This window comes from Microbacterium californiense, assembly GCF_047246625.1.
Taxonomy (GTDB): Bacteria; Actinomycetota; Actinomycetes; order Actinomycetales; family Microbacteriaceae; genus Microbacterium.
Window position 1 is genome coordinate 701,995 of record NZ_JBFOKQ010000001.1, and the last position, 24,861, is coordinate 726,855.

Below are 24,861 nucleotides of genomic sequence, written 5' to 3' on the forward strand. Positions count from 1 at the left end.
CTTCCTCTCGGTGCTGCACTGCATGGAGGGATCTCCGGGTGGAGCCGATCCTCGGGAGTGAGGACCGGACCCGCCGGGGCTGCGCTGCCACCGGCTCGGGTTTGTTAGGACAGTAACCTAACAAACCACTGCTCGGTCGACAAGGGTTCTTCCGGCCGCAAGATAACGTTTCGGACTCGGGGTCGCTCAGGTCGTTGATTGGCACTAAATGTCGCGATGACACTAAGATCGTGCGCGGAGGTTAGAGTCGCCATGACCCGAAGTGCGCAGATCCGTGTCGCCGTGTCGACGGTGATCTTCACGCTGCGCCTGCCCGACGAGGGATCCCCCGTGCTCGCCCTGCCCCTCGTCCGGCGCACGCGCGAGCCGTTCGCCGGCCGATGGGCATTGCCCGGGGGCTGGCTCTCCGCGAGCGAGTCGCCGGTCGACGCGGCGGCGCGCACCCTCGCCGAGACGAGCGGGCTCTCCCCCACCTACCTCGAGCAGCTGTACGCCTTCGGGGCCGTCGACCGCTCGCCCACCCGCGTCGTGTCGATCGTCTACTGGGCGCTGCTGCGTCAGGACGACGTGCAGGCCCAGAGCGCCGCGCACCGCGCGTCGGGCCACGCCCCGGAGAACGTCGAGTGGTTCGACGTCGACGCCCTCCCCGACCTCGCGTTCGACCACCTCGACATCGTCGAGTACGCGCTCTGGCGCCTGCGGAACAAGATCGGGTACAGCCGAGTCGCGCACGGCTTCCTCCCGCAGGAGTTCACCCTCGCCGAGCTGCGCGAAGCCTACGAGGCGATCCTCGGGCGCCACCTCGATCCCGCCAACTTCCGACGCCAGGTCGAGACCTCCGGGAGCCTCACGGCGACCGACCGGTTCCGCACCGGCAGCCACCGACCCGCGCGGCTCTACCGCCACAACACCGACGTGGAGCTGGCCGACCGCGGCCCGCTCGACCCCGAGGAGACGAGCATCCGATGACCCCTGCGCAGACCGACGGTTCGGTCCTCACCCCGACCGTCGCCGACGGCTCCGTCGACCACGCCATCCAGGCGATCGTTGCCGGCACGTCGACCGACGCGACCTGCACCACCGACCTCGCGGTGGGTCCCTGGGACTTCGACACCCGACCCGGATACGGGCCCGGGTCGTCCATGGGCGACGTCATCCCCGTCGGCGCACCGCGTCAGGGCGAGCTGCCCGCCCGGTACCGCGACGCCGACGAGACCGAGCTCGACGAGCGCATCCGCGCCGCCAAGGAGGCCCTCGGCGAGCGCGTCGTGGTGCTCGGGCACTTCTACCAGCGCGAGGAGGTCGTGCGCCACGCGGACTACGTGGGCGACTCCTTCCAGCTCGCGACGGCGGCGAAGGGCCGCCCGGATGCCGAGGCGATCGTGTTCTGCGGCGTGCACTTCATGGCCGAGACCGCCGATCTGCTGTCCGGCCCCGACCAGGCGGTCGTCCTGCCGAACCTCGCGGCCGGCTGCTCGATGGCCGACATGGCCGACATCGATCAGGTCGAGGGCTGCTGGGAGCAGCTGGAGGAGGTCCTCGGCGACCTCGAGGCGGTCGACAGCGAGGGGCGCGTGCCGGTCATCCCGGTCACCTACATGAACTCCTCGGCGGCGATCAAGGGGTTCGTGGGCCGGCACGGCGGCATCGTGTGCACCTCGTCCAACGCGCACACGGTGCTGGAATGGGCCTTCGCCCGCGGGCGCCGGGTGCTCTTCTTCCCCGACCAGCACCTCGGCCGCAACACCGCGAAGGCCATGGGCGTGCCGCTGACGCAGATGCCGATGTGGAACCCGCGCCGGCCGCTCGGCGGCTCGACGGCCCAGGAGCTGCAGGATTCCCGCGTGATCCTGTGGCACGGGTTCTGCTCCGTCCACCGGCGGTTCACGGTTCCGCAGATCGAGCAGGCCCGCCTCGATCACCCCGGCGTGCGCGTAATCGTGCACCCCGAGTGCCCGATGGAGGTCGTGGACGCGGCGGACGAGGCGGGGTCGACCGACTACATCCGCCGGGCCATCGACGCCGCGACAGAGCCGACCACCTTCGCCATCGGCACCGAGATCAATCTGGTCCGCCGCCTCGCGGCGCAGTACCCCCAGCACGAGATCTTCTGTCTCGACCCCGTCGTATGCCCCTGCTCGACGATGTACCGCATCCACCCCGGCTACCTCGCCTGGGTGCTGGAGGAGCTCGTCGCCGGCCGGACCCCGAACCGCATCACCGTCTCTGACGACGTGGCGCAGCCCGCCCGAGTCGCCCTGGAGCGGATGCTGGCGGCGAAGCCGGTCGTGCGATGAACGTCGTCGTGGTGGGGTCCGGCATCGCCGGTCTCACCGCGGCGCTCCATGCGCACGAGGCCGGTCACGCCGTGACGCTGGTCACGAAGGGCGCCCTCGGGGAGGGATGCACGCCGCTCGCGCAGGGCGGGATCGCCGGAGCGCACGGCGCGGGCGACTCCCCTCGTGCCCACGCGGCGGACACCGTCACCGCGGGCGCCGGCCTCTCGTCGGTCCCGGCCGTCGAGGTGCTCGTGACCGAGGCTGCGGCGCGCATCGCCGAGCTCGTCGCCCGCGGCGTCGCGTTCGACCGCTCCGCCGACGGCGAGCTCCTCCTCGGCCGGGAGGCGGCGCACAGCCACGCGCGCATCGCGCACGCGGGCGGCGATGCGACGGGAGCCGCGATCGCCGGCGCCCTGTCGGCGGCCGTGCGCGCCTCGGAGATCGGCATCCGCGAGCACGCGTTCCTCGTCGATCTGCTCGTCGAACGCGGCGTGGGGCGCGGCATCCGCCTGCTCGAGGCGGAGGGGATCCGCGACCTCGAGGCGGATGCCGTCATCCTCGCCACCGGAGGGGCGGGACAGCTCTACCGGCACACGACCAATCCCCCGGGAGCCACGGGCGACGGCATCGCGGCCGCGCTGCGGGCCGGGGCGACGGTCGCCGATCTCGAGTTCGTGCAGTTCCATCCGACAATCCTCGCCGCGGGGCCGGCGTTCCTGATCTCGGAGGCCGTGAGGGGCGAGGGGGCGACGCTGATCGACGAGGAGGGCCGGCGCTTCACCCTCGACGTCCACCCCGACGGCGAGCTCGCGCCCCGTGATGTCGTGGCGCGCGCGATCGCGCGGAGAGCCGCGGTGCAGGGGGCGCCCGTGCGCCTCGACGCCACGATGCTCGGAGCAGAACGCCTGGCCCGCCGCTTCCCCACGATCGACCGGGTCACCCGCGAGCGCGGCTTCGACTGGTCGCGGGTGCCCCTCCCGGTCACGCCGGCCGCCCACTACCTCATGGGCGGCGTCGCGACCGACCTCGAGGGGCGATCGTCTCTCCCTGGTCTCTTCGCCGTGGGCGAGGTCGCCCGCACCGGAGTGCACGGTGCGAACCGCCTCGCCTCCAACTCGCTGCTCGAGGCCGCCGTCTTCGGCGCCCGGGCCGCCGCCGCTCTCACCGCGCCGTGGCCCGACGTGGCGCCGCGGACCTCCCTCGCGACGACGACCGAGCCCGCGCGCTCCCCCGTCGACCCCTTCCGCCGCGCCGCCCTCCAACAGCTGATGTGGGAGGACGTCGGACTGCTGCGCACCGAGGACGGCCTGCGGCGAGCGCTCGAGACGGTCCGCGGCTGGCGGACCTCTTGCCCTTCGCCGCGCACCCTCGCCGACCACGAGGACGCCAACCTCCTCCTGCTCGCCGAGGCGACGGCATCCGCGGCGCTCGCCCGCCCCGTCTCGGTCGGCGCCCACTTCCGCGAACCTGCCCTGATCGGAGTCTGATGCTCACCCCCACCACCCTCACCCGCGTCGTCGGGGCCGCGCTCGAGGAGGACGCCCCGTGGGGCGACCTCACCAGCACCGCCCTGATCCCCGAGGAGGCGATCGCCACTGCCGACCTGGTCGCGCGCGAGCCGGGGGTGTTCAGCGGCGGGGCCGCGTTCGCCCACGCCTTCACCCTGACCGACCCGGCGCTCACGGTCGACCTGCACGTCGGGGACGGCGACGAGTTCGGCGCGGGCGACGTGCTCGCCTCCGTCTCGGGCTCGGCGCGCAGCATCCTCACCGCCGAGCGGGTGGCGCTCAACTTCACCCAGCGCATGAGCGGCATCGCCACGGTCACCGCCGCCTACGTGCGTGCCGTGGAGGGGACGACCGCGCGCATCGCCGACACCCGCAAGACGACGCCGGGCCTCCGGGCGTTCGAGAGGCACGCCGTGCTGAGCGGCGGAGGACGCAACCACCGCTACTCGCTGTCCGACGCGGTGATGGCCAAGGACAACCACCTCGCCGTCCTCACCCGCTCGGGCGCCGATCTCGCGACCGCCCTGCGGGAGGCGCTCGGCCGACTGCCGCACACGGCGCATGTGGTGGTCGAGGTCGATCGTCTCGACCAGATCCCCGCGGTGCTGGAAGGCGGCGCCCACACCGTGCTCCTCGACAACTTCACTCTGGAGGACCTCCGTGAGGGCGTGCGGCTGATCGCCGGTCGCGCGACGGTCGAGGCCTCCGGCGGGGTCTCCCTCGAGACGATCGCCGACATCGCCGCGACCGGCGTCGACGTGATCTCGGTGGGCGGGCTCACCCATTCGGCCCGAGCGCTCGACCTGGGGCTCGATCTGCGGATCGCCTGACGCCGTGCTGTACCTCGACCACGCCGCCACCTCGCCGGTCCGCCCGGAGGTGCTCGACGCCATGCGCCCCTATCTGACGAGCGTCTTCGGCAATCCCTCGAGTCATCACACCGCGGGCGAGGCGGCATCGCATGCCCTGAAGGATGCCCGGCGTCGCGTCGCCCGCGTCCTGGGCATGCGGTCGGGCGACGTGGTCTTCACCGGCGGCGGCACCGAGGCCAACAACCTCGCGGTCAAGGGCATCGTGCTTGCTGCCCTCGCCCGCGGACGCCGCCATCTCGTGGTGTCGCCCATCGAGCACGAGTCGATCCGCGAGTCGGCCGAGTTCCTGCGGCGCTTCCACGGCGTCGAGGTGTCGTCCGTCGCGGTCGACGCGGTCGGACGGATCGATGCCGACGCGCTGCGCGCGGCGATCCGGCCCGACACCGCCCTCGTGTCGATCGGCCATGCGAACAACGAGATCGGCACGGTGCAGGACGCCGCCGACCTCGCACGCGTGACGCGCGAGTCGGGCGTCGCGCTGCACCTGGACGCCGTGCAGTCGGCGGGATGGCTGCCTCTGCACGACCTCGGCGCCGACGCGGTGTCGATCGCCGGGCACAAGCTCGGCGCACCGAAGGGCATCGGCGCGCTCGCGGTGCGCGGGCGGGTGCCGCTGGAACCGCTGCTGCACGGCGGCGGCCAGGAGCGCGGACGCCGCTCGGGCACCGAGAACGTCGCCGGGGCGGTCGCTCTCGCGACCGCCCTTGACCTTGCCGAAGCCGAGCGCGAGCCGACGGCCGAGCGGGTGGGCGCCGCGACCGCCCGGTTCGTCGCCGCCGTGCTCACCGCGGTGCCGCAGGCCCGGCTCACCGGCGATCCGGTCCACCGGCTGCCCGCCACCGCCAGCTTCACGTTCGCGGGAACCAGCGGGGAGTCGGTGCTCCTCGAGCTCGAGCGGCGCGGGGTGATCTCGTCGAGCGGATCCGCCTGCGCCGCGGGCGACGACGAGCCCTCCCCGGTGCTCCTCGCCTGCGGTGTGGATCCGGCGGTGGCGCAGACCTCCGTCCGCTTCACGTTCTCCCGAGACCCGCTCCCGTCCGACGCCCCGGAGCGCCTGGCGGCCTTGGTCGCGGAGTCGGTGCGCGCGGTGCTGCGCTGACGGGGTCGTCCGGGCGCCGCGTCGTCACGCGGCTATGCTCGGCTTGGTCCCCTCCCGTCTCCTCCGAGAAAGTCGATGACCATGCGAGCCGATGACGCCCTCCTTCTCGACGCCATCGACAAGAAGCTGCTCGGTCGATCCTTCGAGGCGATTTTGAAGAGAGACCGGAACGCTCCGACCGTCTTCCTCCTGTGCACGCATGAGTGGGGGAATCTCGGCGACCTGGCGATCAACTACAACGCCGTGGCGCTGCTGGAGAGCGCCTTCCCCGACCGCCCCGTCTTCGCGATCTCGCGCAGCGCTCTCGCCGCCAACTGGCAGCGATTGACCGACGCGGTCGACGCGCACGATCTCATCGCTGTGAACGGGGGCGGGAACCTCGGCGACCTCTGGCCCCACGAGGAGGCGGCCCGGCTGGCCGTCGTCGCGCGCTTCCCACACAACCGCATCGTGTCTCTCCCCCAGTCGATCCATTTCCGCGACACGGCGAACCTCCGAGCATCCATGGCGGCATACGACAGGCATCCCCGCTTGCTGCTCACCGTCCGGGACGACCCGTCCCTCGACATCGCGCGCTCGCACCTCGCTGAGGAATCGGTCGTCCGCGCCGAGGAGCTCGCCACCCGACAGCTCTACCCGTTCCCGTTCCGGCCCCGCCTGTCGCGGACCCTGTTCGCCGAACGAGCGGATCTCGAGAGGAGGCCCGGATCACGGATCGCCGAGCTGCGGGCCGCCGCCGCCGACGCGGGCATCCGCACCGTCGTCACGGACACCGTGGTTCCCGACGTGCGGTTCAGCAATCTCGAACTCGGCGCGAAGCTCGTCTACGACAAGATCGACGAGTTCCACGCCTCGGACCTCGTGGTCACCGACCGGCTGCATGGCGCTCTCTTCGCGCTGATCGCCGGGCGACCCGTCGTCGTCTTCGAGAACTCGTATGGGAAGATCGGCGCGGCGCTGCGCTCCCTGGTGCCGGCGTTCGCGGAACGGATCGTCTTCGCGGACGACATGGCGATCCAGGATCTTCTCTCGCGAATGCACGGTCTGGCATCCCTCGAGGACTCCGCCGTCCGCCCGGCCGACGTGCTGAGCGATGCGCATCGCCGCTTCGAGTTGCGGCTACGGGAGTTCGCCGCGGTCGACTGACGTGTCCTCGGACGGCTCGTCGCGGCGGCGCGTGATGCGATAGCCGAAGGTGGCGGCGAGCGCCGGATACACCGAGCGCACCATGGCACGGTTCCTCTCGCGTCCGTCCGGATCGTCGGCCTCCCAGCTCGGCGGAGGAGTCGTGGGGCGAAGAACCCCGTCCGGGTCGACGAAGTGCTCGGCGCACCGCCGCATCGCCCCGCTCTCGTCGCGCCAGGTCAACGAGAGGTACTGATCATGGATGTTCCGTGCACAGACCTCCACCTCGGCGTCGGTGAGGCGGTCATGCGGTCCGTCGCGCACCGCCAGGTGATAGCCGCACTGGTCCAGGTCGCGCAGCATGAGGTCGACGGCTGCGCGCGCCATCGTGCGCAGCCGTTCGTGCGGCGGCCGATCCAGCCACCGATTCGGCCAGGCCGCGACGGTCCGACCCTGGGCGCCGAAATCGGAGTGGGCGTTGTGGAACTCCCGTGCCCATCGGTCGCGCACGCCGAACGACACCTCCGTCACCTCCAGTCCCACGCGGGACTCGTCCACCAGGACGACCTTCGCGGCGGACACGATCACTCCCGAGCGGTCCCGGTCGGCGAGCCACTCGCTCGACCCGACAGCGCCGAGATCCGTCCGGCCACGGCGGCGAAGTACTGCTCCGGCGCGATGGACAGCACGAGCGGCGTCCGCTCCAGCGCCGACTCCACTGCAGTCACGTACTCGCTCTGGGTGACGCCGAGAACGCTGACATCCGCCGGCTCGTCGGCGCCGACGAAGGCGACTCCGCCGTTGAAGGCGAGCACGCCCTCCATGAATCCGAGCCGTTCGGAGAGGATGCCCAGGGCCTGATGGTCGCCGCGCACGCTGATCCGGAGTTCCCGCTGCCTCGTTCGGACGAGATGCTCGATGAGATGGGCGAGATGGATGCCCGTGATCTCGACGGGCGAGAAAGTCTCGATCCGGGGGAGGCGGCCGTTCTCGATGTCCCTTCGGAACACCAGCCGGTCCAGCGCCCAGTCGAACATCTGGAACGTCTGCGGGCTGCGCGGAAGCGCTCGGATCTCGGCGGCCGTGAGCGCTCCGTGAACGCTCGACTCGTGCAGCACGTAGGCCCTCTCCGCGCCGCGCAGGGCGCGGCGCACACGCCGGTCTCGGATGATCTCCTCCCTGTCGGCGACGCGGATCATCGCGCCTTCGTCGTATCCCACCGTGATCACGTTGCGGTGCACCCGACGCAACCGGAGTGCGAGGGTCTTCGCCGCGTCCGACTCCCCCACCACCACGACTCTCGACCTCCGCAGCAGCGACGCCCCGAGCGCGAGCTCCCGGGCGAAGACCGACACGACGGCGAGCGCCACGCCGCCCAGCGACGTCGCGAGCGCCAGGACGAGCACGAGTGTGCCCAGGAGCGAGGGCTCGTCGGGCTGGCCCGGTGCCGGCACGTAGGAGCCGACGAAGCAGGAGAGCACGAAGAGGACGCCACGCAGGACCTGCTGCACGACGGGGGTGCCGCGGGGCGCATCGCTCTCGGACACGACGGTGACCACGGCGAGCGCGACCGCCACGGCGCCCACGATCGGCAACGCGCGGGAGGCGGTGGAGAACAGTCGCGCCAATCGATCGCTCACGGTCATCCTGCGGAGTGCGAGTCCGCGATGTGCGCCCTGATCCATTCCCCCAGTATGTCGCCCGATCAGAACACGGCGAGGCACCGCGTCCTGTCTCCGCCGCTCAGGGCTCCGGCGGGTAGGTCCCCGGACGCAGGTCGCCCGCGAGGGGGACGGATGCCGTCAGCGAGGCGGCCGCGTCGCGTGCTGCCGAGTCCTCGGGAGCGCGGTCCGCGCGGCGATCGGCGAAGGCGCTCCCCACCCCGCCCGACACCTGCTGCTCGACGACGGCCTCGGTCGCGAGCACCCGGGTGGCGGCGATCTGCTGGGCGGCCAGCTCGGCGTACAGGCCGTCGTGCGCGAGCAGCTCTGTATGCGTGCCCGACTCGACGATGCGACCCGCCTCCAGCACGTGGATCACATCGGCGCCCATGACGGTCGACAGCCGATGAGCGATCGAGATGGTGGTCCGGCCGCGCGCGGCTTCGTCGAGGGCTTCCTGCACGACGCGCTCCGACACCGTGTCCAGCGCCGACGTCGCCTCGTCGAGCAGCAGGATCGGCGGATCCTTCAGGAGCACGCGCGCGATCGCGATCCGCTGCTTCTCACCCCCGGAGAGGCGGTAGCCGCGCTCGCCGACCACCGTGTCGTAGCCCTGCTCGAAGCCCGCGATGATGTGGTGGATGTTGGCGGCGGTGCAGGCGGCCACCAGTTCGTCCTCGGTCGCGTCCGGCTTGGCGTAGAGCAGGTTCTCGCGGATCGTCGCGTGGAACAGGTAGGTCTCCTGCGAGACGATGCCCACGTCGTCGATGATCGACTCCTGGGTGAGGGTGCGCACGTCCGCGCCGGCGAACAGCACCGCACCGCCGTGCGCCTCGTACAGCCGGGGCGCCAAGTACAGCACCGTGGTCTTGCCGGCACCCGACGGACCCACGAATGCCACGTGCTGGCCGGGCTCGGCGACGAAGGACACCCCGTCCAGGGTCGGGCGCGCGTCGTCCGCGGCATCCGGATACCGGAAGACGACGTCGGCGAACTCGATGCGGCCGCGGGGTCCGGGGGCGCGGTCGACCGGGATGGCGTCCGGTGCGTCCTGGATCTCGGGCACGAGGTCGAGGTACTCGAAGATCCGGGCGAAGAGCGCCGAGGACGTCTGCAGATCGAGGGAGACGCGCATGAGTCCCATCAATGGCTGGAGCAGCCGCGCCTGCACCGTGGTGAAGGCGACGACGGTGCCGGCCGTGATCGCCCCGGTGCCGCCCGCGATCAGGTATCCCGCGACGAGGTATATGATCGCCGGCACGCTGGCCATGATCACCTGCACGACCGCGAAGAAGCCCTGCCCGCTCATGGCACGGCGGACCTGGAGGACCACCTGGTTCCGGTTCTCGGCCTGGTAGCGCTCGGACTCTGTGCGCTGCCGGTTGAACGCCTTCGACAGGAGCATGCCCGACACGCTCAGCGTCTCCTGCGTGATCGAGGTCAGCTCGGAGAGCGACTCCTGCGTCTCGCCGGCGATGCGGGCGCGCACCTGCCCGACACGGCGCTGCACGAGGACGAGGAACGGCATGAGCACGACGGCGATGAGGGTGAGTCGCCAGTCGATGAGGATCATCGCGACCAAGGAGGCGATCACCGTCACGACGTTGCCGAGGATGCTCGTCACGGTGTTCGTCAGCACCCCCGAGACTCCGCCGACGTCGTTCTGCAGGCGCGACTGGATCACGCCGGTCTTCGTGCGGGTGAAGAACCCGAGCTCCATGGCCTGGAGGTGCTCGAACAGCCGGACGCGCAGATCTCCGGTGACGTTGTTGCCCACCGTCGACGTCAGCCAGGTCTGGGCGACTCCCAGTGCCGCCGAGCCGAGGAACAGGGCGATCATCGCCGTCACGAGGCCCACCAGCAGCTGCAGATGGGGGCCGCCCCCGTCGACGGGGAACAGCGCCTCGTCGAAGACGCGCTGCACGATCAGCGGGGGGATGACGGCGACGCCGGCCCCGACGACGACGAGGACGCCGGTGAGCAGGATGCGCCACCGGTAGGGGCGGAACAGCGCGACGACGCGGCCGCCGAGGTTGCGGATCTGCGGCGCCTCCGCGTTGAGCCGGCGCTGCGCGTCTTCGTCCACCCCTCGGAACGCGGCGCGATGCCCGCCACCGCCCATGCCACCCATGCTCATCCCGTCAGCGTATCCAGGCCCGAGGACACCGCGGGCCGCGGGCCGCGGACGGATCTCGCCGATCGCGGAATGAAATGTCGGAACCTGTGGTTAGGCTGAATGTTCTCCGCGCGCTCGCGCCCTCTTCTCCACGACACTCATGCCCAGGAGGCCGCATGTCCGCCGTCGACACCGGTTCGATCCCGACCACCCACGCCTCCGCCGATTCCGGCATCGCCCGCAGCGACATGAGGGTGATCTGGCTTCTGCTCGTCGCCGCCTTCGTCGCCATCCTCAACGAGACCACGATGGGCATCGCGATCCCGCATCTCAACGCGGATCTCGGCATCCCGCCCGAGCTCGGTCAGTGGCTGACGAGCGCCTTCATGCTGACGATGGCCGTCGTGATCCCGATCACGGGATTCATCCTGCAGCGGTTCACCACGCGTCAGGTCTTCACCGCCGCGATGGTCGCCTTCTCGCTCGGAACCCTCGTCTGCCTCGTCGCGCCCGGGTTCGCCCTGCTGCTGGTCGGCCGCGTCATCCAGGCGGCCGGCACCGGCATCATGATGCCTTTGCTGATGACCACCATCATGAACGTCGTCCCCGCTCGTTCCCGCGGGCGCATGATGGGCCGCGTCGGCCTGGTGATCTCGCTCGCGCCGGCCCTCGGGCCGACGCTCGCCGGCGCTGTGCTCGGCGTGTTCAGCTGGCGGGCCCTCTTCGCGATCATCCTGCCGATCGCGCTCATCGCCCTCGCCATGGGCGTGCGGTGGATGACGAATCTCGGCGAGACGCGCAGCCTGCCTCTCGACATTCTGTCGATCCCCCTCGCGGCCCTCGGCTTCGGCGGCGTGGTCTTCGGCTTGAGCCAGTTCGGCGGCGAAGGCGCCTCGGGCGAGGTGACGGGCATCATCGCGCTCGTCGTGGGCGCGGTCTCGCTCGCCCTGTTCGTCTGGCGTCAGCTGATGCTCCAGCGGGTCGACGACGCGCTGCTCGACCTGCGGGTCTTCCGCTCGGCGAACTTCTCGATCGCGGTCGTCATCATGTCGATCCTCGCGCTGTCGATGTTCGGCACGCTGACGCTGCTCCCGCAGTACCTGCAGAACGTCGTCGGGCTGTCTCCGCTGGACGCGGGCCTGATCATGCTCCCCGGCTCCGTGCTGATGGGCCTGCTCGGACCCGTGATGGGGCGGGTGTACGACGCCCGCGGCACGCGCACGCTGCTGATCCCCGGCACGGTCATGGTGTCGGCCTCCCTGTTCTTCTATTCGACGGTGACCGAGCACACCGAGCCCTGGGTGCTGATCATCGTGCAGGCCATGATGTCGGTCGGCCTGGCCATGTCGTTCACCCCGCTGTTCTCCGCCTCTCTGGGCTCGCTCCAGCGCACGCTGTACTCGCACGGATCCGCCGTGCTGAACACGCTGCAGCAGGTCGCCGGAGCCGCCGGCGTGGCCGTGCTGCTCTCGACCTACTCGTCGATCCTGCACGCGGGTGAGCACGAAGGACTCGCGACCGCCGTCGCCGGCGCGCCCGGCGCCCGTACGGCGTTCCTCATCGCGGCGATCATCTCGCTCGCGGCCGTGGCTCTCAGCCCGTTCGTGCGCAAGCCGGTCGAAGAAGCCGGCGGCGGGTTCCACGGCGGCCACTGAGGCCGAACGCCCGGCGGCCGCGGACGTCGCCGGGTGGGGAAGCTCTACGGGGCCTGAGGAGACGGAAGGTGGCAGGCGCCACCGCCGCAGCAGCCGACGGCATCCGCGTCGAGCAGATGGAGGGTGCCGGAGAGCGGCTGCAGCCCGAGAGGCGCGTCCTGTCCGGTGGTCTGTCCCTGCGAATCGGTCATCCCTCGATGCTACGCCTGTCGGGGGGCGGTGGCGCCGAGGCCACTTCCCCGGCGGTCGTGCCCGGCGTATCGTGCGGACTACCGCGACGAGCGCACGGGCGTCGCCTCAGGGAAGGAGTCCGCATGATCATCACTCCGCCGAGCCCGGAGTCCGCCGAAGGCGGGGCGGCGCAGATGTACGCCGACGACCTCGCCGAGGACGGGCTGGTCTTCAGCCACACCCGGGCGATGGCCGTGAATCCCGAGGCCTACGCGGCGTTCGAGGACCTCGTCCACGCCGTCGTCCCCTCGATCGGCATCCGCGGGTACGAGGCCGCGACGCTCGGAGCCGCCCGCGCCCTCGGATCGACCCACTGCCTGCTCGCCCACGGCCGCCGGTCGCTGCGCGCGGGTGTCGTCGATGAAGAGGGTCTGGAATCCTTCGCCCACGGTGACGACAGCGGCTTCCGCCCCGAGGAGAGGGCGGTCATCCGGTACGCCGAGAAGCTCTCCACGGATCCGTCGTCGATGACGGATGCCGATACGCAGGCGCTTCGCGACGTCGGGTACTCCGACCGGCAGATCGTCGACCTCACCCTCGCCGCCGCGGCGCGCAACTACTTCAGCCGGGCCCTGCTGGCCCTCGCCGTGCCGACCGACGCGATGCCGGGCCTTCGCGCCGACCTCGCCGAGGCGCTGTCCCGCCCCGCGACGACGCCCGAGGCGTAGAGCTCTCCGGCGGATCGACCTCGCCGACGGGCGTGGGCTCAGTCGACCTGCTCGATCTGGGTGCGCGCGTACTCGACGTCCTCCGCCGAGAGCGATTCCTGCACACCGACTACGGCGCCGGTGATCTGGCGGATCTCCTCGCGCACCTTCTCGCCGAGATGCGGTGAACCGTCGTCGATGACCTCGTGGCGCGCCTCGACGGAGAGGTGCGGCCACCATTCGTGGATGGGGGGAAGCGTCATGAGTGCCTCTTTCCTTCGGTGAATGCAAGAGTCTGGACAGGCGTCTCCGGTGTTCGGGAGACTGAGCGCATGAGTGGTGAGAACATACCCGATGTCGGCCACGACGACCGACCCGATGGTCGCGACGAGACGGCGAATGAGCGCGCCGACCGCAACTGGGACGAGCTGCTGCAGGAGCTGCGCGTGATGCAGACGGGTACGCAGATCCTGACCGGATTCCTGCTCGCCGTCGCCTTCCAGCCGCGCTTCGAGGACATGGACGAGTTCCAGCGCGACCTGTACGTCGTGCTCGTGGCCCTGGCCGCGCTCGCGACGATCCTGGCGCTCGCTCCCGTCGGCATGCACCGCGCCTTCTTCGGGCGACGCCGCAAGCCGGAGCTCGTCCGCGTGGCCGCGCGGATCGTGAAGATCGACCTGGTGGTCATCGGGGCGCTCACGGCGGGCGTCACGACGCTCATCATCGACTTCACGGTCGACCGCGCCGCCGGGATCGTCGCGCTCATCTCGTCGCTCATCGCGGTGCTCGCCCTGTGGCTCGTTCTGCCGCGGGTCATCCGGCGCGCTGAGCGGCCGGGGCGAGTCCCGTCGGACTGACCCCGGCCGCGATCCACCGCGTCGCTCCCCGTACGGGTGGTCATTCCGGCGTCATCGCCCTGCCGGGCTCCGGTTCTCGGCGCTCACCATCCAGGCGAACTGCTCGAGACGCTCGATGATGGCGTGCAGCAGGTCGGCCGACGTCGGGTCTTCCTCGTCGACGTCGTCGTGGACCTTGCGCATCGTGCCGACGCACGCCTCGAGGCGCTCGGTCACGAGGTCGATGGTCTCGGTGGTCGACACCTCGCCCGCCGGGAACTCCGGCAGCGAGGTGGTGGCCGAGATCGTGGCGCTGCGCCCGTCGGGCACGGCGTGCAGTGCGCGCATGCGCTCCGCGATGGTGTCGCTGAAGGTGCGGGCGTCTTCGATGATCTCGTCCAGCTGGCGGTGCGTGTCGCGGAAGTTGCGTCCGACGACGTTCCAGTGCGCCTGCTTGCCCTGCAACGCGAGCTCGAGCAGGTCGACGAGCACGGCCTGCAGGTTCGCCGCCAGCGTCGGCGAGGCGGTGAAGCCCTTCTCGGCGTTCTGACGACGGGTGGTCTTCACCCCTGCCTGAGCGGACGCGGACTCGGTGGACTTCGACTTCGACTTCGACGTTGTCTTGGTTGCCATGATGTACCTCCTGATCGCGACGCTAGCCGCTCTCCCCGGACGGTTCGAGGGGGTTGACAGCCGCGGCGCCGCGCTCGAAGGTGGCGAGCGGAAGGAGCACGAATGACATCGCACGACCCGCACCCCGAAATCGCCATCGCCCCGCTCACCGAGGCGGATGCCGGGGAGGTGCTGACCATTCAACGCGCGGCTTTCGTGTCTGAGGCGCAGATCTACGGCAGCGCCGACATGCCCCCGCTCACGCAGACGCTGGAGGAGATGCGCGCCGAGCTCCGCATGGGCACCGGACTCGGTGCGCGGGTGGACGGCCGCCTGGTCGGCGCCATCCGGTTCCGCGAGACCGAGGACCTGCTGCTGATCGGTCGGATCGCGATCGCCCCCGACATGCAGGGGTCGGGGATCGGACGAGCGCTGCTGCAGGCCGCCGAGCAGTCGTCCTCCGCGCCGGTCTCCGAGCTCTTCACCGGCAGCCTGAGCGAAGCCAACCTCCGCCTCTACGAATCGTGCGGCTACGAGGTGAGCGAGAGGGTCCCCGACGGGGACGGGACCGAGCAGGTCTTCCTCCGCAAGAGCCTCGCCGGGTGAGAAAGTCCTCCGAACCGGCGCGCCCGGCTTGATCGCGACGGCGGGCTGGGGAATCGTGGCCCGGACGTGTCGCGACCGCGGCATGCCCCGACCGGAAGGAGAGTCTCGTGCTCACCCTCACCGACAACGCCTCCGCCATCGTCTCCACCCTGGTGACCCGACAGAGCGAGGCGCCCGACGCGGGCCTGCGCATCCACTCCACGGAAGGCCAGGGTCCGAGCGGCGAATCGCGCCTGGCGGTCCTCGTCGCCCCCGACCCGGAACCGGCGGACCAGGTCGTGGAGGTCTCCGGCGCCCGCCTCTTCCTCGATGAGACGGCCGCTGCCGCGCTCGACGACAAGGTGCTGGACGCCGGCGTCGACGACGAGGGCGCCGTCTCCTTCGCCGTCATGTCGCAGGTCGACTGACCGCCGGACCCCGGATGCCGCGGACCGGAGCCGCGGCATCCGCCTCCCCCGTCGGACGCCGTAGGTTGGAACAAGAGCCGCGATCGGCGCGGACGTGGAGGCACACCCATGAAGATCGCCCTGCTGCGCCGCTATGTCGTCCTCGCCGAGACGCTGCACTTCTCCCGTGCCGCCGAGGCCCTCGGCATCCCCCTCGCGTCGCTCTACACCTCGCTCGACAAGCTCGAGGCCGAGGTCGGGCATGCGCTCGTGAACCGGGAGGGAACGCCCCGACTGACGAACGTCGGAGAGCTCTTCCTCGTCGAGGCTCGCGCCGCCGTCGCCGCGGCTCCCCCGCCCGCGCCCAAGAACGTGGCGCCCGCCGGCGGAAAGGCGAAGGCGTCGAAGGGCAAGGGGCGCGCGCCCATCGTCAAGGGACAGCCCAAGCCGTACAAGAAGCGTCAGGGTCGCTGAGCGTTCAGAGCTCTGCCACCCGGCCCGAGACGACCTGCCAGCGCCGCGTCGTGCGCACGGTGTCGAGCATCCGCCGATCGTGCGTGACGAGAAGCAGCGTGCCCGAGTACGACTCGAGCGCCTGTTCGAGCTGCTCGATCGCGGGCAGATCGAGGTGGTTGGTCGGTTCGTCGAGGACGAGGAGGTTGACCCCGCGGGCCTGCAACAGCGCCAAGGCGGCACGCGTGCGCTCTCCGGGCGACAGACCGTCGACGGGGCGCGTGACGTGATCCGCACGGAGGCCGAACTTCGCGAGGAGCGTGCGGACGTCGGCGGACGACATCTCCGGGACGAGCGCCTCGACGGCGCCGGCGAGCGGCGCATCGCCGACCAGGAGTGAACGTGCCTGATCGATCTCGCCGATCTGCACGCTGGTGCCGAGGCTCGCCTCACCCTCGTCGGGCCGCTGCGTTCCGAGCAGGGTGCGCAGCAGCGTTGACTTCCCGGCGCCGTTCGGACCGGTGATCCCGATACGGTCGCCGGCGTTCACCTGGAGCGACAGGGGCCCGAGGGCGAAGGAACCCTGGCGGACGACCGCCTCGTTCAGCGTCGCCACCACGGTGCTGGAGCGAGGGGCGGACCCGATCGTGAACTCCAGCTGCCACTCCTTGCGCGGTTCCTCCACCTCCTCGAGGCGCGCGATGCGGCTCTCCATCTGCCGCACCTTCTGCGCCTGCTTCTCGCTGGACTCCATCGACGCCCGGCGCTTGATCTTGTCGTTGTCGGGCGACTTCTTCAGGGCATTGCGCACGCCCTGACTCGACCATTCGCGCTGGGTCCGTGCGCGCGCGACGAGGTCGGCCTTCTTCTCGGCGAACTCGTCGTACTTCTCGCGCAGATGCCGGCGGACGGTCGCCCGCTCCTCGATGAACGCGTCGTACCCGCCGCCGTACAGCCGGTTCGTGCCCTGCGCGAGATCCAGCTCGAGCACGTCGGTGACGCTGCGGGCGAGGAACTCACGGTCGTGGCTGACCAGCACGACACCGCCGCGGAGGCCGCGGACGAACGCCTCGAGCCGGTCCAGGCCGTCGAGGTCGAGGTCGTTCGTGGGCTCGTCGAGGAGCACGATGTCGAACCGCGAGAGCAGCAGCGCGGCGAGGCCCACGCGCGCCGCCTGCCCGCCCGACAGGGAGGTCATGAGCGACTGCGCGCTCAACGCTCCCCCGCTCGCGAGGCCGAGATCGGCGAGCACGGCCGGCAGACGTTCGTCGAGATCGGCCGCGCCGCTGGCCAGCCAGCGCTCGAGAGCCGAAGAGTAGGCGTCGGCCGGATCGACCCCGGCCGCGGCGAGCGAGGGATCGGCGAGAGCGGCAGCCGCGGCATCCATCTGCCTCGTCGCCTCGGCGCACCCCGTGCGCCGAGCGATGTAGGCGGCGATGGTCTCCCCCTCCACCCGTTCATGCTCCTGCGGCAGCCATCCGACGAAGGCATCGGACGGCGCGAGAGACACGGTGCCCGAGATCGGCTCATCGGCCCCGGCGAGCAGGCGCAGAAGCGTGGTCTTGCCCGCCCCGTTCGCGCCGACCACGCCGATCACATCGCCCGGCGCGACCGTGAGATCCAGGTCCTCGAAGAGCACACGGTGGCCGTGCCCTCCGGTCAGGCTGCGGGCGACGATCGTGGCGGTCATCGGCTCCGCCCGTCAGACGCCGGCATCAGTCCCAGTCGAGGTAGTCCTCGATCGCCCACGAGGTGGCACCCATGTGGGTGAACGGGAACAGGTAGCCGCCGCCTTCGACGGCCACGACGCTCACCCGATCCGGAGCGGCGGCCTGGAGCGCCTCGCCGTTCGCGGCCGGCGCGATCGGGTCTTCCGTGCCCTGCACGACGAGCACGGGAACGCCCGCGGCGAGCGGAGCGGGAGCCTGCCATGCGGCCGCCTGCACGGCGTCGACCGCCGCGTCCCGAGCGGGCGCCGGGATCGAGGCGAGCGCCTCGGCGGAGGGGCCGGCCTCATCGACGCCCAGCAGCAGCACGCCGTTGACGCGATCGTGGTGATCGAGCGCGACGACTCGGGCGACGGCGCCGCCGAAGGCGTGACCCCCGACCCACGCGTCGGCGATCGAGAGATGGTCCATGATGTCGACGACGTCCTGCGCGAGGTCGTTCATCGAGACGGACGCGTCGGTCGACCGACGGGAGCCGATGCGCACGACCCGGAAGTCCTCCTCCGAGACGGAGTGCGAGAGCAGCTCGAGGTAGGTGACGTTCAGCCCGTGCCCGGCGATCAGGATGAGCGCGGGACCCTCGCCCTCCACGGCATAGGGGATGGCGCGCGCGTCGGGCTCGAAGATCTGAGTGTCGACCATGTTCCGGCAAGTCTCCTTGAGTGAGGGGGGGTCGGACCCAGCGTAATCGACCCGGCGGGCCCGCATCGAACCGCTCGACGACCACTACACCCGCTCGCGCGGCGCGCGTACCGTGGAGGGATGGGAAAGCTCATGTACGGGGCTTCACTCACCCCGATTCTCATCGAAGACCGCGCGCTCGCGCACCTGAAGGTCGTCATCGTGACGAAGCTGCGCCGTCAGGAGAGCTTCACCCTCTCCTGGGTGCACAAGGACGGCGAGGCCCCCGGCCGATCCACGATCTGGCTGCACCCCTCGATCCCTCTGCGGTTCGTCTTCGAGGCGACCGAGCCTCCGGCCCTCAACCCGGCGTGGATCAACGCCCTGTCGCAGACCCTGAGCAGCACCGGCGGCGTGTCGCTGGTCGACGAGATCATCGACCCGACGCGCACCGGATGATCGCCCGGCATCCGGCGGACCTCGCTCCGCCTCGGAATGGCACCATTTCCGGTACCACTTCAGGAGGAGACATGGCGATCACCGCGAGCGAGGCTCGACGCGATCTCTTCGGGCTGATCGAGCGCGTGAACCTCGACCATTCCGAGATCGAGATCACTTCGAAGCGCGGCTCTGCCGTGTTCCTCTCCAAGGACGAATACGACTCCCTGGTCGAGACGGGCTACCTGCTCCGTTCACCGGAGAACGCCCGTCAACTCCTCCAGGCGCGGTACCACTACTGACACGCGAGGGTCGCCGCGGGGCCGCGACCCGCATCCGGGCTCAGTTGTTGAAGCGGAACTCCACGACGTCGCCGTCCTGCATGACGTAGTCCTTGCCCTCGAGGCGGGCCTTGCCCTTCGCGCGTGCCTCGACGACGGACCCGGTCTCGACGAGGTCGTCGAACGAGACGATCTCCGCCTTGATGAAGCCCTTCTCGAAGTCGGTGTGGATCACGCCGGCGGCCTGCGGAGCCTTCGACCCCTTCGGGATCGTCCAGGCGCGCGCTTCCTTCGGACCCGCCGTCAGGTAGGTCTGCAGCCCGAGGGTGTCGAAGCCGATGCGGGCGAGCTGGTCGAGGCCGGATTCGTCCTGCCCCGTGGACGCGAGCAGCTCGGCGGCATCCTCGGGATCGAGGTCCTTGAGCTCGGACTCGATCTTCGCGTCGAGGAAGATGGCCTGCGCCGGCGCCACGAGGGCGGCGAGCTCGGCCTTGCGCGCGTCGTCCGTGAGCACGCCCTCGTCGACATTGAAGACGAAGATGACGGGCTTCACGGTGAGGAGGCCGAGCTCCTTGATCGGCGCGAGGTCGAGACCGCTCGTCGAGAGGAGCTGTCCGCGCTCCAGAGCATCCTTCGCCGCCTTCGCGGCCTCGAGGACCGAGGGATCGATCTTCTTGCCGCGGACCTCCTTCTCGTAGCGCACGATCGCCTTGTCGATAGTCTGGAGGTCGGCGAGCATGAGCTCGGCGTTGATGGTCTCCATGTCGGATGCCGGGTTCACCGCGCCGTCGACGTGCACGACGTCGTCGTCGGCGAAACCGCGGACGACCTGCGCGATCGCGTCGGCCTCGCGGATGTTCGCGAGGAACTGGTTGCCCAGCCCTTCGCCCTCGCTGGCGCCGCGGACGATCCCCGCGATGTCGACGAACGACACGGCGGCGGGGAGGATGCGCTCGCTGCCGAAGATCTCGGCCAGCTTGTCGAGGCGCGCGTCGGGGAGGTTCACCACGCCGACGTTGGGCTCGATCGTCGCGAACGGGTAGTTCGCCGCGAGCACGTCGTTCTTGGTGAGTGCGTTGAAGAGGGTGGACTTGCCGACGTTGGGCAGGCCGACGATGCCGATAGTGAGAGCCACGGGGTACGAGTCTACCCGGCGGCTCGGAAGGCCCGTCGCCGGCGGCTCACGGGCAAGTGCTCGGCGGCGTGCCCGCTTCGAGCGCGTCGAGCCACAGCAGCAGCTCCGGCACGGAGGCGTAGGCCGCGAGCCCGTGGTCGATCCCCGGGAACCGGTGGAACGAGACGTCCGCCTTCTGCGAGCACAGCAGGGAGACGTACTTCTCGGTCGCGGCCGGGATGACGAGCTCGTCGGCCTCGCCCTGGCCGACGAAAACCGGCACCGTGAGCGGCGTACCCCCGGCGCTGTTCTCCTGGAGCATCGTCTTCCACGGCTCCGTGGTCGCGGGGTTGCTCGTGACGTAGCCGCCGACGAGCGGCCCGGCGATCGCGTGGATCTTCTCGTTCTGGGTGAGCAGGCACAGCTCCGCGATGCGGGGCGTGGCCTCGGCGCCCGCAGGGGTCAGGATCGCCTCGATCGCGTCCTCGCCGAAACGATCGGCATAGGCCTGCGTGTAGGCGGGGATGGCGAAGGACGCGATCGTCACGCCCGAGATGTCGCTGATGTCGTCGCTCATGAGCGCGATCAGGTCGGCGGCGGGCGCGGCCACCGCCACTCCGCGGACGGTCAGCTCGGGCGCGTACTCCGCGGCGCGCTCGGCCGCGAAGAGCACGGCCTGACCGCCTTGCGAATGCCCCCACAGGATCACGTCGTCTCCGGTCTGCGCCTCCTCGATGTGCCCCGCGGCGCGCACGATGTCGAGGACGCTGTTCGACTCGGGGATGCCGAGCAGATAGGAGGATGCCGCGGGGATGCCGAGCCCCGGGTAGTCGGTCGCGGCGATGGCGTACCCCTCGGCGAGGAGCTCGTGCATGCCCTCGACGTACTGGAAGGGATCGAGCCCCAGCGAGGGCGCGCACTGCGGTGCGGCCCCGGTGGTCGGGTGGCCCCACGCCACCACCGTTCTGCCTTCCGGCGGGGCGGGGGTGTTCGGCACGAGCACCACGCCCGACACGGGGACCTCGGCGCCCGCCATGTCCTGGGAACGGTAGACGACGCGCCACGCCGTCGAACCGGCGGGCGCGCTCGCGATCGGCTCGCTGCGGATGAGGGATCCGGGCTTCCCGTCGGGGATCGCGGTGGGCAGCGCGTAGAACGCCGGATCGGTGCGGAGCTCGGCCTCGCCCTCGACATACCTGCGGATGCCGTCCGCCGCGACCAGGGCGGCCATGACCGCGACCGCGGCCAGGACCACGAGGACGGGGCGACGGCGACGCCGCCCGTCCGCATACTCTCGGGGCCGCCGTGCCATGGCCGTGCTACGCCCGCCGCGCGCGGAAGGCGCGGGTCGTGTACGGCAGGTCCACGGTGCCGTCTCCGAGACCGAGGTCGTCGAACAGCGCGTCCATCTCCTGTCGGATGCGCGCCCTCTCCTCCTCGGATGCCGTGATCACGGCGCTCCGCGACGACGCCAGCCCGTGCAGCTCCTCGCGGGTGACCGGGCGCGACCACTCCCACGACGCGGATTCGAGCGGTCCGAGCGGACTCCCCACGACCGGGTCCCCGGCGGAGAGCATCTCCTCGGCGGCGCTGCGATGCATGATGGCGCTCAGCTCGCGTACCCAGTCGACGCGCTCGTCGCGCAGGTTCCAGACGAGGCCGAGCGCCCCTCCGGGCCGCAGCACCCGCCCGACCTCCCGCGACGCGGGCTCCGGATCGACCCAGTGCCACGCCTGCCCGAGCACGACCGCGTCCACACTCGCATCGGGCAGCGGAAGCCGCTCGGCCCGGCCCAGGAACGTGGGAACCCCCGGCACGTTCGCGCGGAGCGTCGCCAGCATCTCGGGGTCCGGATCCACCGCCACGACCTCGGCGTCCGGGGCAGCCAGGAGGGCCCGCGTGAGCTTGCCGGTCCCGGCGCCCACGTCGGCGACCCGACGCGCACCGAGCGGAGCAAGGTCCAGCATCCAGGCCACGGCCTCGAAGGGGTACTCGGGCCTGCTCGACTCGTACGCCCCGGCCTGGGCGCCGAAGGACGTGGCTCTCGGATCCGGCATGTCGTCAGCCTACGGCGCGCCTTCCCGGCGGAACAGCCCCGAGGGCGCGAGAGTGAGGACGTGCCCCTGGACTTCACCGCGATCGATTTCGAAACCGCGAACTCCAGCCCCGCCTCCGCCTGCGCGGTCGGTCTGGTCCGCGTCCGCGACGGGGTGGTCGTGGCCACCGCCGGCTGGCTCATCCAGCCGCCGCCCGGGCACGACGAGTTCCAGGAGTGGAACGTCCGCATCCACGGCATCCGCCCCGAGCACGTGCTCTCGGCCGCACGGTGGGTCGACCAGTTCGAGCGCCTGTGCGACTTCGCGGGCGCCGACGTGCTGGTGGCCCACAACGCGGGCTTCGACCTCAACGTGCTCCGCCGCGCGGCCGAGGCGACGGGCGGCGTCTGCCCTCCGTTCCGCTCGCTGTGCAGCCTCCAGGTCGCACGCAAGACCTATCAGCTCGAGTCGTACCGGCTCCCGAAGGCCGCCGAGGCGGCCGGCTTCGAGGAGTTCGCGCACCACGACGCGCTCGCCGACGCCCGGGCCTGCGCCCAGATCGTGATCGATGCGGCGCGGCGCGCGGGCGCATCCGACGTGCACTCCCTGGCCGAGCTGCTCGGGCTGCGCCTGTCTGGCGCGCCGTCTGCGGTCGCCGAGCCCGTGCTGGCCGGGGTCGCCGAACGCGCGGTCGCCTGAACCCGCGAGCCCGCACCCCGATGTCGGAGGCCCGGAGCATCATGGGCGCATGGATGCTCCGCTGATCGTTCTCCTCGTCCTCGCCGCGCTGTGCGCGGGAGTCGCCGCCGGGTGGTTCGTCTGCGCCGCACGGGGCGCCGCCGACGTGGCCCGCCTCGGGGCCGAGCTCGACGCCGCCCGCGAGGACCGAGACCGCCAGTACGACCTCTACCGCGACGCGATCGAGCACACGCGCGCCGAGCAGCGCGCCGAGGCCCTGCGCGTGCAGCAGCAGAACGCCGTGCTCACGGCGCTCGCCCCGGTGCGCGAATCCCTGCAGCAGATGCAGCAGAAGGTGACTTCGCTCGAGCAGGAGCGGCACGCGCAGTTCGGCTCGCTCGCCGAGCAGCTGCGCCGCGCGCAGGAGTCCGACGAGGCGCTGCGCGCCACCACCGAGTCTCTCGCGGGCGCCCTCCGCTCGACGGCCACCCGCGGAGTCTGGGGCGAGACGCAGCTGCGCCGCGTCGTCGAGGCTGCCGGTCTCACCCGGCACGTCGACTTCGACCTGCAGACCACCATCTCCTCCGACCACGGCCGCGGGCGACCCGACATGGTCATCCGGCTGGCGGGCGGGGCGTCCATCGCGGTCGACGCCAAGGTTCCCCTCGACGCCTACCTCGAGGCATCCGCGGTCCCCGACGGCGACGCGCACGCCGTGGAGCGCCGCGGGCACATGCAGAAGCACGTGAAGGCCGTGCGCGCGCATATCGACGCCCTCGCGAAGAAGGCGTACTGGGCGGGGTTGGAGTCGAGCCCGGAGTTCGTCATCTGCTTCCTCCCGAGCGAGTCGCTGCTCGCTGCGGCGATCGACGAGGATCCGACCCTGCTCGACTATGCATTCGGTCGCCGTGTGGCCCTGGCCTCGCCGGTCAACCTGTGGGCGGTGCTGAAGACCGTGGCCTACACCTGGACCCAGCAGGAGGTCTCGGCCGAGGCCAAGACGCTGCTCGCGCTGGGGACGCAACTGTACGAACGCCTGGGCACGCTCGCCGGTCACGCCGACGACCTGCGCCGAGCGCTGGAGCGCACGGTCGACAGCTACAACCGGTTCGCCGGTTCGCTCGAGACGCGGGTGCTGGTCACGGCTCGCCAGTTCCCCGGGATCGAGGGCACGACGCTCGACGCCGAGCCGCAGCGCATCGTGAGCACAGCCCGGCGGTTCACGGCACCCGAACTCGTCGAGGAGGTCGCCCCTGCGGCGGTGGCCCGTGCGGAGATCGGCGAGGTGCGCGCTCGTCTGGATGCGGCTGCGAGCGCCACCTCATCCGAGGCGGTCGAGGTGGCGCTCGAGCAGGACGAGACCCCGCCCGAGGCCGAGGCCGAGGCCGAGGCCGAGGCCGAGGAGGATCGGTTCCGCGACGCCTGGCGGTGACCGATCAGACCGGGACTGAGGTGCTCCGACCGTGCCGGTCGAGCAGCCGCGTGCCGCGGCGAGGTCAGGCGATGCCGGGCACGCCGCTCAGCAGGACGATGACCAGGCCGCTGGTCGCCAGGAAGGCGCCGATCATCCACCAGGCGCTGAGCTCGTGGCCCTCGTCGCGTCGCTTGCGGAAGAGCACATCGGCGCGGCGCGCCGGGTCGGACGCCTCGGCCTGCGCCGGGGTGGGGGCCGCCGGGACGGCGGGAACCGATTCCGCATCCGCGCTCACGCGCAGGATCCGTCCGGTGCTGGTGGTGACGATCTTCGTCGGCGCAGCCTTCGAGCTGCGTGTCTGCGGCGTTGTCATGTGTTCGCCCTCCTGTGCCTGTCGTGTCAGACGGCTCCGTCGACGGCGACAAACCCACTGCCAATTCTGACACGATGCACGAGGATTCGGCGG

28 protein-coding genes are annotated in these 24,861 nt (G+C 71.0%); 16 read left to right on the forward strand and 12 right to left on the reverse strand.

Features of this window, described 5'->3' with window-relative positions:
* The first annotated feature begins 252 nt into the window (after positions 1 to 252).
* From AB3M82_RS03400 to AB3M82_RS03425, 6 genes are all read left to right on the forward strand, one after another.
* On the forward strand, positions 253 to 969 hold the full coding sequence (locus AB3M82_RS03400; RefSeq protein WP_412955576.1) for an NUDIX hydrolase: 717 nt from the start codon (positions 253 to 255) through the stop codon (positions 967 to 969).
* A complete protein-coding gene (gene nadA, locus AB3M82_RS03405; RefSeq protein WP_412955577.1) occupies positions 966 to 2,297 on the forward strand; it encodes a quinolinate synthase NadA in 1,332 nt (443 codons plus the stop codon). The genes AB3M82_RS03400 and nadA overlap by 4 nt, the downstream gene beginning before the upstream one ends.
* Positions 2,294 to 3,766, forward strand: a complete 1,473-nt coding sequence (gene nadB, locus AB3M82_RS03410; RefSeq protein WP_412955578.1) for an L-aspartate oxidase — start codon at positions 2,294 to 2,296, stop codon at positions 3,764 to 3,766. Before nadA ends, nadB begins: the two co-directional genes overlap by 4 nt.
* Complete coding sequence (gene nadC, locus AB3M82_RS03415) at positions 3,766 to 4,617, forward strand: carboxylating nicotinate-nucleotide diphosphorylase (protein ID WP_412955579.1); 852 nt, start codon at positions 3,766 to 3,768, stop codon at positions 4,615 to 4,617. The genes nadB and nadC overlap by 1 nt, the downstream gene beginning before the upstream one ends.
* Before the next feature lie 4 nt (positions 4,618 to 4,621).
* On the forward strand, positions 4,622 to 5,758 hold the full coding sequence (locus tag AB3M82_RS03420; RefSeq protein ID WP_412955580.1) for a cysteine desulfurase family protein: 1,137 nt from the start codon (positions 4,622 to 4,624) through the stop codon (positions 5,756 to 5,758).
* 75 nt (positions 5,759 to 5,833) lie between these two features.
* Positions 5,834 to 6,904 (forward strand): polysaccharide pyruvyl transferase family protein, encoded by a 1,071-nt coding sequence (locus AB3M82_RS03425; RefSeq protein WP_412955581.1) that lies wholly within the window; start codon positions 5,834 to 5,836, stop codon positions 6,902 to 6,904.
* Here AB3M82_RS03425 and AB3M82_RS03430 read toward each other — a convergent pair.
* The 3 genes from AB3M82_RS03430 to AB3M82_RS03440 form a co-directional block, all read right to left on the reverse strand.
* Positions 6,878 to 7,465, reverse strand: a complete 588-nt coding sequence (locus tag AB3M82_RS03430; RefSeq protein ID WP_412955582.1) for a hypothetical protein — start codon at positions 7,463 to 7,465, stop codon at positions 6,878 to 6,880. The two genes, AB3M82_RS03425 and AB3M82_RS03430, sit on opposite strands and share 27 nt — an antisense overlap.
* A gap of 2 nt (positions 7,466 to 7,467) precedes the next feature.
* Positions 7,468 to 8,523, reverse strand: coding sequence for a hypothetical protein (locus AB3M82_RS03435; RefSeq protein WP_412955583.1), 1,056 nt, complete (start codon positions 8,521 to 8,523; stop codon positions 7,468 to 7,470).
* A gap of 103 nt (positions 8,524 to 8,626) precedes the next feature.
* On the reverse strand, positions 8,627 to 10,675 hold the full coding sequence (locus AB3M82_RS03440) for an ABC transporter ATP-binding protein (protein ID WP_412957995.1): 2,049 nt from the start codon (positions 10,673 to 10,675) through the stop codon (positions 8,627 to 8,629).
* Between the two features lie 161 nt (positions 10,676 to 10,836).
* Between AB3M82_RS03440 and AB3M82_RS03445 the strand changes: the two genes are divergently transcribed.
* Positions 10,837 to 12,315, forward strand: coding sequence for an MDR family MFS transporter (locus tag AB3M82_RS03445; protein WP_412955584.1), 1,479 nt, complete (start codon positions 10,837 to 10,839; stop codon positions 12,313 to 12,315).
* A gap of 44 nt (positions 12,316 to 12,359) precedes the next feature.
* Here AB3M82_RS03445 and AB3M82_RS03450 read toward each other — a convergent pair whose 3' ends face one another.
* Positions 12,360 to 12,506 (reverse strand): hypothetical protein, encoded by a 147-nt coding sequence (locus AB3M82_RS03450; protein WP_412955585.1) that lies wholly within the window; start codon positions 12,504 to 12,506, stop codon positions 12,360 to 12,362.
* A gap of 123 nt (positions 12,507 to 12,629) precedes the next feature.
* Here AB3M82_RS03450 and AB3M82_RS03455 point away from each other — a divergent pair, with 123 nt between their 5' ends.
* Entirely contained in the window at positions 12,630 to 13,214 is a 585-nt protein-coding gene (locus AB3M82_RS03455; RefSeq protein ID WP_412955586.1) for a carboxymuconolactone decarboxylase family protein, read from the forward strand.
* Positions 13,215 to 13,252: 38 nt separating this feature from the next.
* On the opposite strand, the gene AB3M82_RS03460 is transcribed toward AB3M82_RS03455, so the two are convergent.
* Positions 13,253 to 13,456, reverse strand: a complete 204-nt coding sequence (locus AB3M82_RS03460; protein WP_412955587.1) for a hypothetical protein — start codon at positions 13,454 to 13,456, stop codon at positions 13,253 to 13,255.
* A 69-nt stretch (positions 13,457 to 13,525) separates the two neighbouring features.
* Between AB3M82_RS03460 and AB3M82_RS03465 the strand changes: the two genes are divergently transcribed.
* A complete protein-coding gene (locus AB3M82_RS03465) occupies positions 13,526 to 14,050 on the forward strand; it encodes a DUF6328 family protein (RefSeq protein ID WP_412955588.1) in 525 nt (174 codons plus the stop codon).
* 51 nt (positions 14,051 to 14,101) lie between these two features.
* Here the strand turns inward: AB3M82_RS03465 and AB3M82_RS03470 are convergent, their stop codons facing one another.
* Positions 14,102 to 14,662 carry a Dps family protein gene (locus AB3M82_RS03470; protein ID WP_412955589.1) on the reverse strand — a complete coding sequence of 187 codons (561 nt, stop codon included), beginning with the start codon at positions 14,660 to 14,662 and terminating at the stop codon, positions 14,102 to 14,104.
* A gap of 102 nt (positions 14,663 to 14,764) precedes the next feature.
* On the opposite strand from AB3M82_RS03470, the gene AB3M82_RS03475 reads away from it, so the two are divergent.
* The 3 genes from AB3M82_RS03475 to AB3M82_RS03485 all read left to right on the forward strand — a co-directional run bounded on the left by AB3M82_RS03475 (position 14,765) and on the right by AB3M82_RS03485 (position 16,107).
* Complete coding sequence (locus AB3M82_RS03475) at positions 14,765 to 15,247, forward strand: GNAT family N-acetyltransferase (RefSeq protein ID WP_412955590.1); 483 nt, start codon at positions 14,765 to 14,767, stop codon at positions 15,245 to 15,247.
* Between the two features lie 107 nt (positions 15,248 to 15,354).
* Positions 15,355 to 15,654 (forward strand): Fe-S cluster assembly protein HesB, encoded by a 300-nt coding sequence (locus AB3M82_RS03480; protein WP_412955591.1) that lies wholly within the window; start codon positions 15,355 to 15,357, stop codon positions 15,652 to 15,654.
* Positions 15,655 to 15,762: 108 nt separating this feature from the next.
* A complete protein-coding gene (locus AB3M82_RS03485; protein ID WP_412955592.1) occupies positions 15,763 to 16,107 on the forward strand; it encodes a LysR family transcriptional regulator in 345 nt (114 codons plus the stop codon).
* A 4-nt stretch (positions 16,108 to 16,111) separates the two neighbouring features.
* On the opposite strand, the gene AB3M82_RS03490 is transcribed toward AB3M82_RS03485, so the two are convergent.
* The gene (locus tag AB3M82_RS03490; protein ID WP_412955593.1) at positions 16,112 to 17,776 is read right to left on the reverse strand and encodes an ABC-F family ATP-binding cassette domain-containing protein; all 1,665 of its coding nucleotides are present in this window, start codon (positions 17,774 to 17,776) and stop codon (positions 16,112 to 16,114) included.
* A gap of 25 nt (positions 17,777 to 17,801) precedes the next feature.
* The gene (locus AB3M82_RS03495) at positions 17,802 to 18,455 is read right to left on the reverse strand and encodes an alpha/beta fold hydrolase (protein WP_412955594.1); all 654 of its coding nucleotides are present in this window, start codon (positions 18,453 to 18,455) and stop codon (positions 17,802 to 17,804) included.
* A gap of 120 nt (positions 18,456 to 18,575) precedes the next feature.
* Here AB3M82_RS03495 and AB3M82_RS03500 point away from each other — a divergent pair, with 120 nt between their 5' ends.
* Both AB3M82_RS03500 and AB3M82_RS03505 read left to right on the forward strand, forming a co-directional pair.
* Positions 18,576 to 18,893 (forward strand): DUF7882 family protein, encoded by a 318-nt coding sequence (locus AB3M82_RS03500; protein ID WP_412955595.1) that lies wholly within the window; start codon positions 18,576 to 18,578, stop codon positions 18,891 to 18,893.
* Between the two features lie 71 nt (positions 18,894 to 18,964).
* On the forward strand, positions 18,965 to 19,174 hold the full coding sequence (locus AB3M82_RS03505) for a type II toxin-antitoxin system Phd/YefM family antitoxin (protein ID WP_412955596.1): 210 nt from the start codon (positions 18,965 to 18,967) through the stop codon (positions 19,172 to 19,174).
* Between the two features lie 40 nt (positions 19,175 to 19,214).
* Here the strand turns inward: AB3M82_RS03505 and ychF are convergent, their stop codons facing one another.
* The 3 genes from ychF to AB3M82_RS03520 are packed head-to-tail and all read right to left on the reverse strand — an operon-like array spanning position 19,215 to position 22,324.
* The gene (gene ychF, locus AB3M82_RS03510) at positions 19,215 to 20,288 is read right to left on the reverse strand and encodes a redox-regulated ATPase YchF (RefSeq protein ID WP_412955597.1); all 1,074 of its coding nucleotides are present in this window, start codon (positions 20,286 to 20,288) and stop codon (positions 19,215 to 19,217) included.
* A 46-nt stretch (positions 20,289 to 20,334) separates the two neighbouring features.
* A complete protein-coding gene (locus AB3M82_RS03515; protein ID WP_412955598.1) occupies positions 20,335 to 21,579 on the reverse strand; it encodes an alpha/beta fold hydrolase in 1,245 nt (414 codons plus the stop codon).
* Positions 21,580 to 21,586: 7 nt separating this feature from the next.
* On the reverse strand, positions 21,587 to 22,324 hold the full coding sequence (locus AB3M82_RS03520; RefSeq protein ID WP_412955599.1) for a class I SAM-dependent methyltransferase: 738 nt from the start codon (positions 22,322 to 22,324) through the stop codon (positions 21,587 to 21,589).
* A gap of 60 nt (positions 22,325 to 22,384) precedes the next feature.
* Here AB3M82_RS03520 and AB3M82_RS03525 point away from each other — a divergent pair, with 60 nt between their 5' ends.
* Both AB3M82_RS03525 and AB3M82_RS03530 read left to right on the forward strand, forming a co-directional pair.
* Complete coding sequence (locus AB3M82_RS03525) at positions 22,385 to 23,002, forward strand: 3'-5' exonuclease (RefSeq protein WP_412955600.1); 618 nt, start codon at positions 22,385 to 22,387, stop codon at positions 23,000 to 23,002.
* Positions 23,003 to 23,051: 49 nt separating this feature from the next.
* Complete coding sequence (locus AB3M82_RS03530; protein WP_412955601.1) at positions 23,052 to 24,413, forward strand: DNA recombination protein RmuC; 1,362 nt, start codon at positions 23,052 to 23,054, stop codon at positions 24,411 to 24,413.
* Positions 24,414 to 24,477: 64 nt separating this feature from the next.
* Here the strand turns inward: AB3M82_RS03530 and AB3M82_RS03535 are convergent, their stop codons facing one another.
* The gene (locus AB3M82_RS03535; RefSeq protein ID WP_412955602.1) at positions 24,478 to 24,768 is read right to left on the reverse strand and encodes a hypothetical protein; all 291 of its coding nucleotides are present in this window, start codon (positions 24,766 to 24,768) and stop codon (positions 24,478 to 24,480) included.
* Positions 24,769 to 24,861 lie beyond the last annotated feature (93 nt).

What these genes read in the sequence shown, in the direction of transcription:
- AB3M82_RS03400 (WP_412955576.1), top strand. Translation starts at nt 253, where the DNA reads ATGACCCGAAGTGCGCAGATCCGTGTCGCCGTGTCGACGGTGATCTTC.
- nadA (WP_412955577.1), top strand. Translation starts at nt 966, where the DNA reads ATGACCCCTGCGCAGACCGACGGTTCGGTCCTCACCCCGACCGTCGCC.
- nadB (WP_412955578.1), top strand. Translation starts at nt 2,294, where the DNA reads ATGAACGTCGTCGTGGTGGGGTCCGGCATCGCCGGTCTCACCGCGGCG.
- nadC (WP_412955579.1), top strand. Translation starts at nt 3,766, where the DNA reads ATGCTCACCCCCACCACCCTCACCCGCGTCGTCGGGGCCGCGCTCGAG.
- AB3M82_RS03425 (WP_412955581.1), top strand. Translation starts at nt 5,834, where the DNA reads ATGACCATGCGAGCCGATGACGCCCTCCTTCTCGACGCCATCGACAAG.
- AB3M82_RS03440 (WP_412957995.1), bottom strand. Translation starts at nt 10,675, where the DNA reads ATGGGTGGCATGGGCGGTGGCGGGCATCGCGCCGCGTTCCGAGGGGTG.
- AB3M82_RS03445 (WP_412955584.1), top strand. Translation starts at nt 10,837, where the DNA reads ATGTCCGCCGTCGACACCGGTTCGATCCCGACCACCCACGCCTCCGCC.
- AB3M82_RS03450 (WP_412955585.1), bottom strand. Translation starts at nt 12,506, where the DNA reads ATGACCGATTCGCAGGGACAGACCACCGGACAGGACGCGCCTCTCGGG.
- AB3M82_RS03455 (WP_412955586.1), top strand. Translation starts at nt 12,630, where the DNA reads ATGATCATCACTCCGCCGAGCCCGGAGTCCGCCGAAGGCGGGGCGGCG.
- AB3M82_RS03460 (WP_412955587.1), bottom strand. Translation starts at nt 13,456, where the DNA reads ATGACGCTTCCCCCCATCCACGAATGGTGGCCGCACCTCTCCGTCGAG.
- AB3M82_RS03465 (WP_412955588.1), top strand. Translation starts at nt 13,526, where the DNA reads ATGAGTGGTGAGAACATACCCGATGTCGGCCACGACGACCGACCCGAT.
- AB3M82_RS03470 (WP_412955589.1), bottom strand. Translation starts at nt 14,662, where the DNA reads ATGGCAACCAAGACAACGTCGAAGTCGAAGTCGAAGTCCACCGAGTCC.
- AB3M82_RS03475 (WP_412955590.1), top strand. Translation starts at nt 14,765, where the DNA reads ATGACATCGCACGACCCGCACCCCGAAATCGCCATCGCCCCGCTCACC.
- AB3M82_RS03485 (WP_412955592.1), top strand. Translation starts at nt 15,763, where the DNA reads ATGAAGATCGCCCTGCTGCGCCGCTATGTCGTCCTCGCCGAGACGCTG.
- AB3M82_RS03490 (WP_412955593.1), bottom strand. Translation starts at nt 17,776, where the DNA reads ATGACCGCCACGATCGTCGCCCGCAGCCTGACCGGAGGGCACGGCCAC.
- AB3M82_RS03495 (WP_412955594.1), bottom strand. Translation starts at nt 18,455, where the DNA reads ATGGTCGACACTCAGATCTTCGAGCCCGACGCGCGCGCCATCCCCTAT.
- AB3M82_RS03500 (WP_412955595.1), top strand. Translation starts at nt 18,576, where the DNA reads ATGGGAAAGCTCATGTACGGGGCTTCACTCACCCCGATTCTCATCGAA.
- AB3M82_RS03505 (WP_412955596.1), top strand. Translation starts at nt 18,965, where the DNA reads ATGGCGATCACCGCGAGCGAGGCTCGACGCGATCTCTTCGGGCTGATC.
- AB3M82_RS03515 (WP_412955598.1), bottom strand. Translation starts at nt 21,579, where the DNA reads ATGGCACGGCGGCCCCGAGAGTATGCGGACGGGCGGCGTCGCCGTCGC.
- AB3M82_RS03520 (WP_412955599.1), bottom strand. Translation starts at nt 22,324, where the DNA reads ATGCCGGATCCGAGAGCCACGTCCTTCGGCGCCCAGGCCGGGGCGTAC.
- AB3M82_RS03530 (WP_412955601.1), top strand. Translation starts at nt 23,052, where the DNA reads ATGGATGCTCCGCTGATCGTTCTCCTCGTCCTCGCCGCGCTGTGCGCG.
- AB3M82_RS03535 (WP_412955602.1), bottom strand. Translation starts at nt 24,768, where the DNA reads ATGACAACGCCGCAGACACGCAGCTCGAAGGCTGCGCCGACGAAGATC.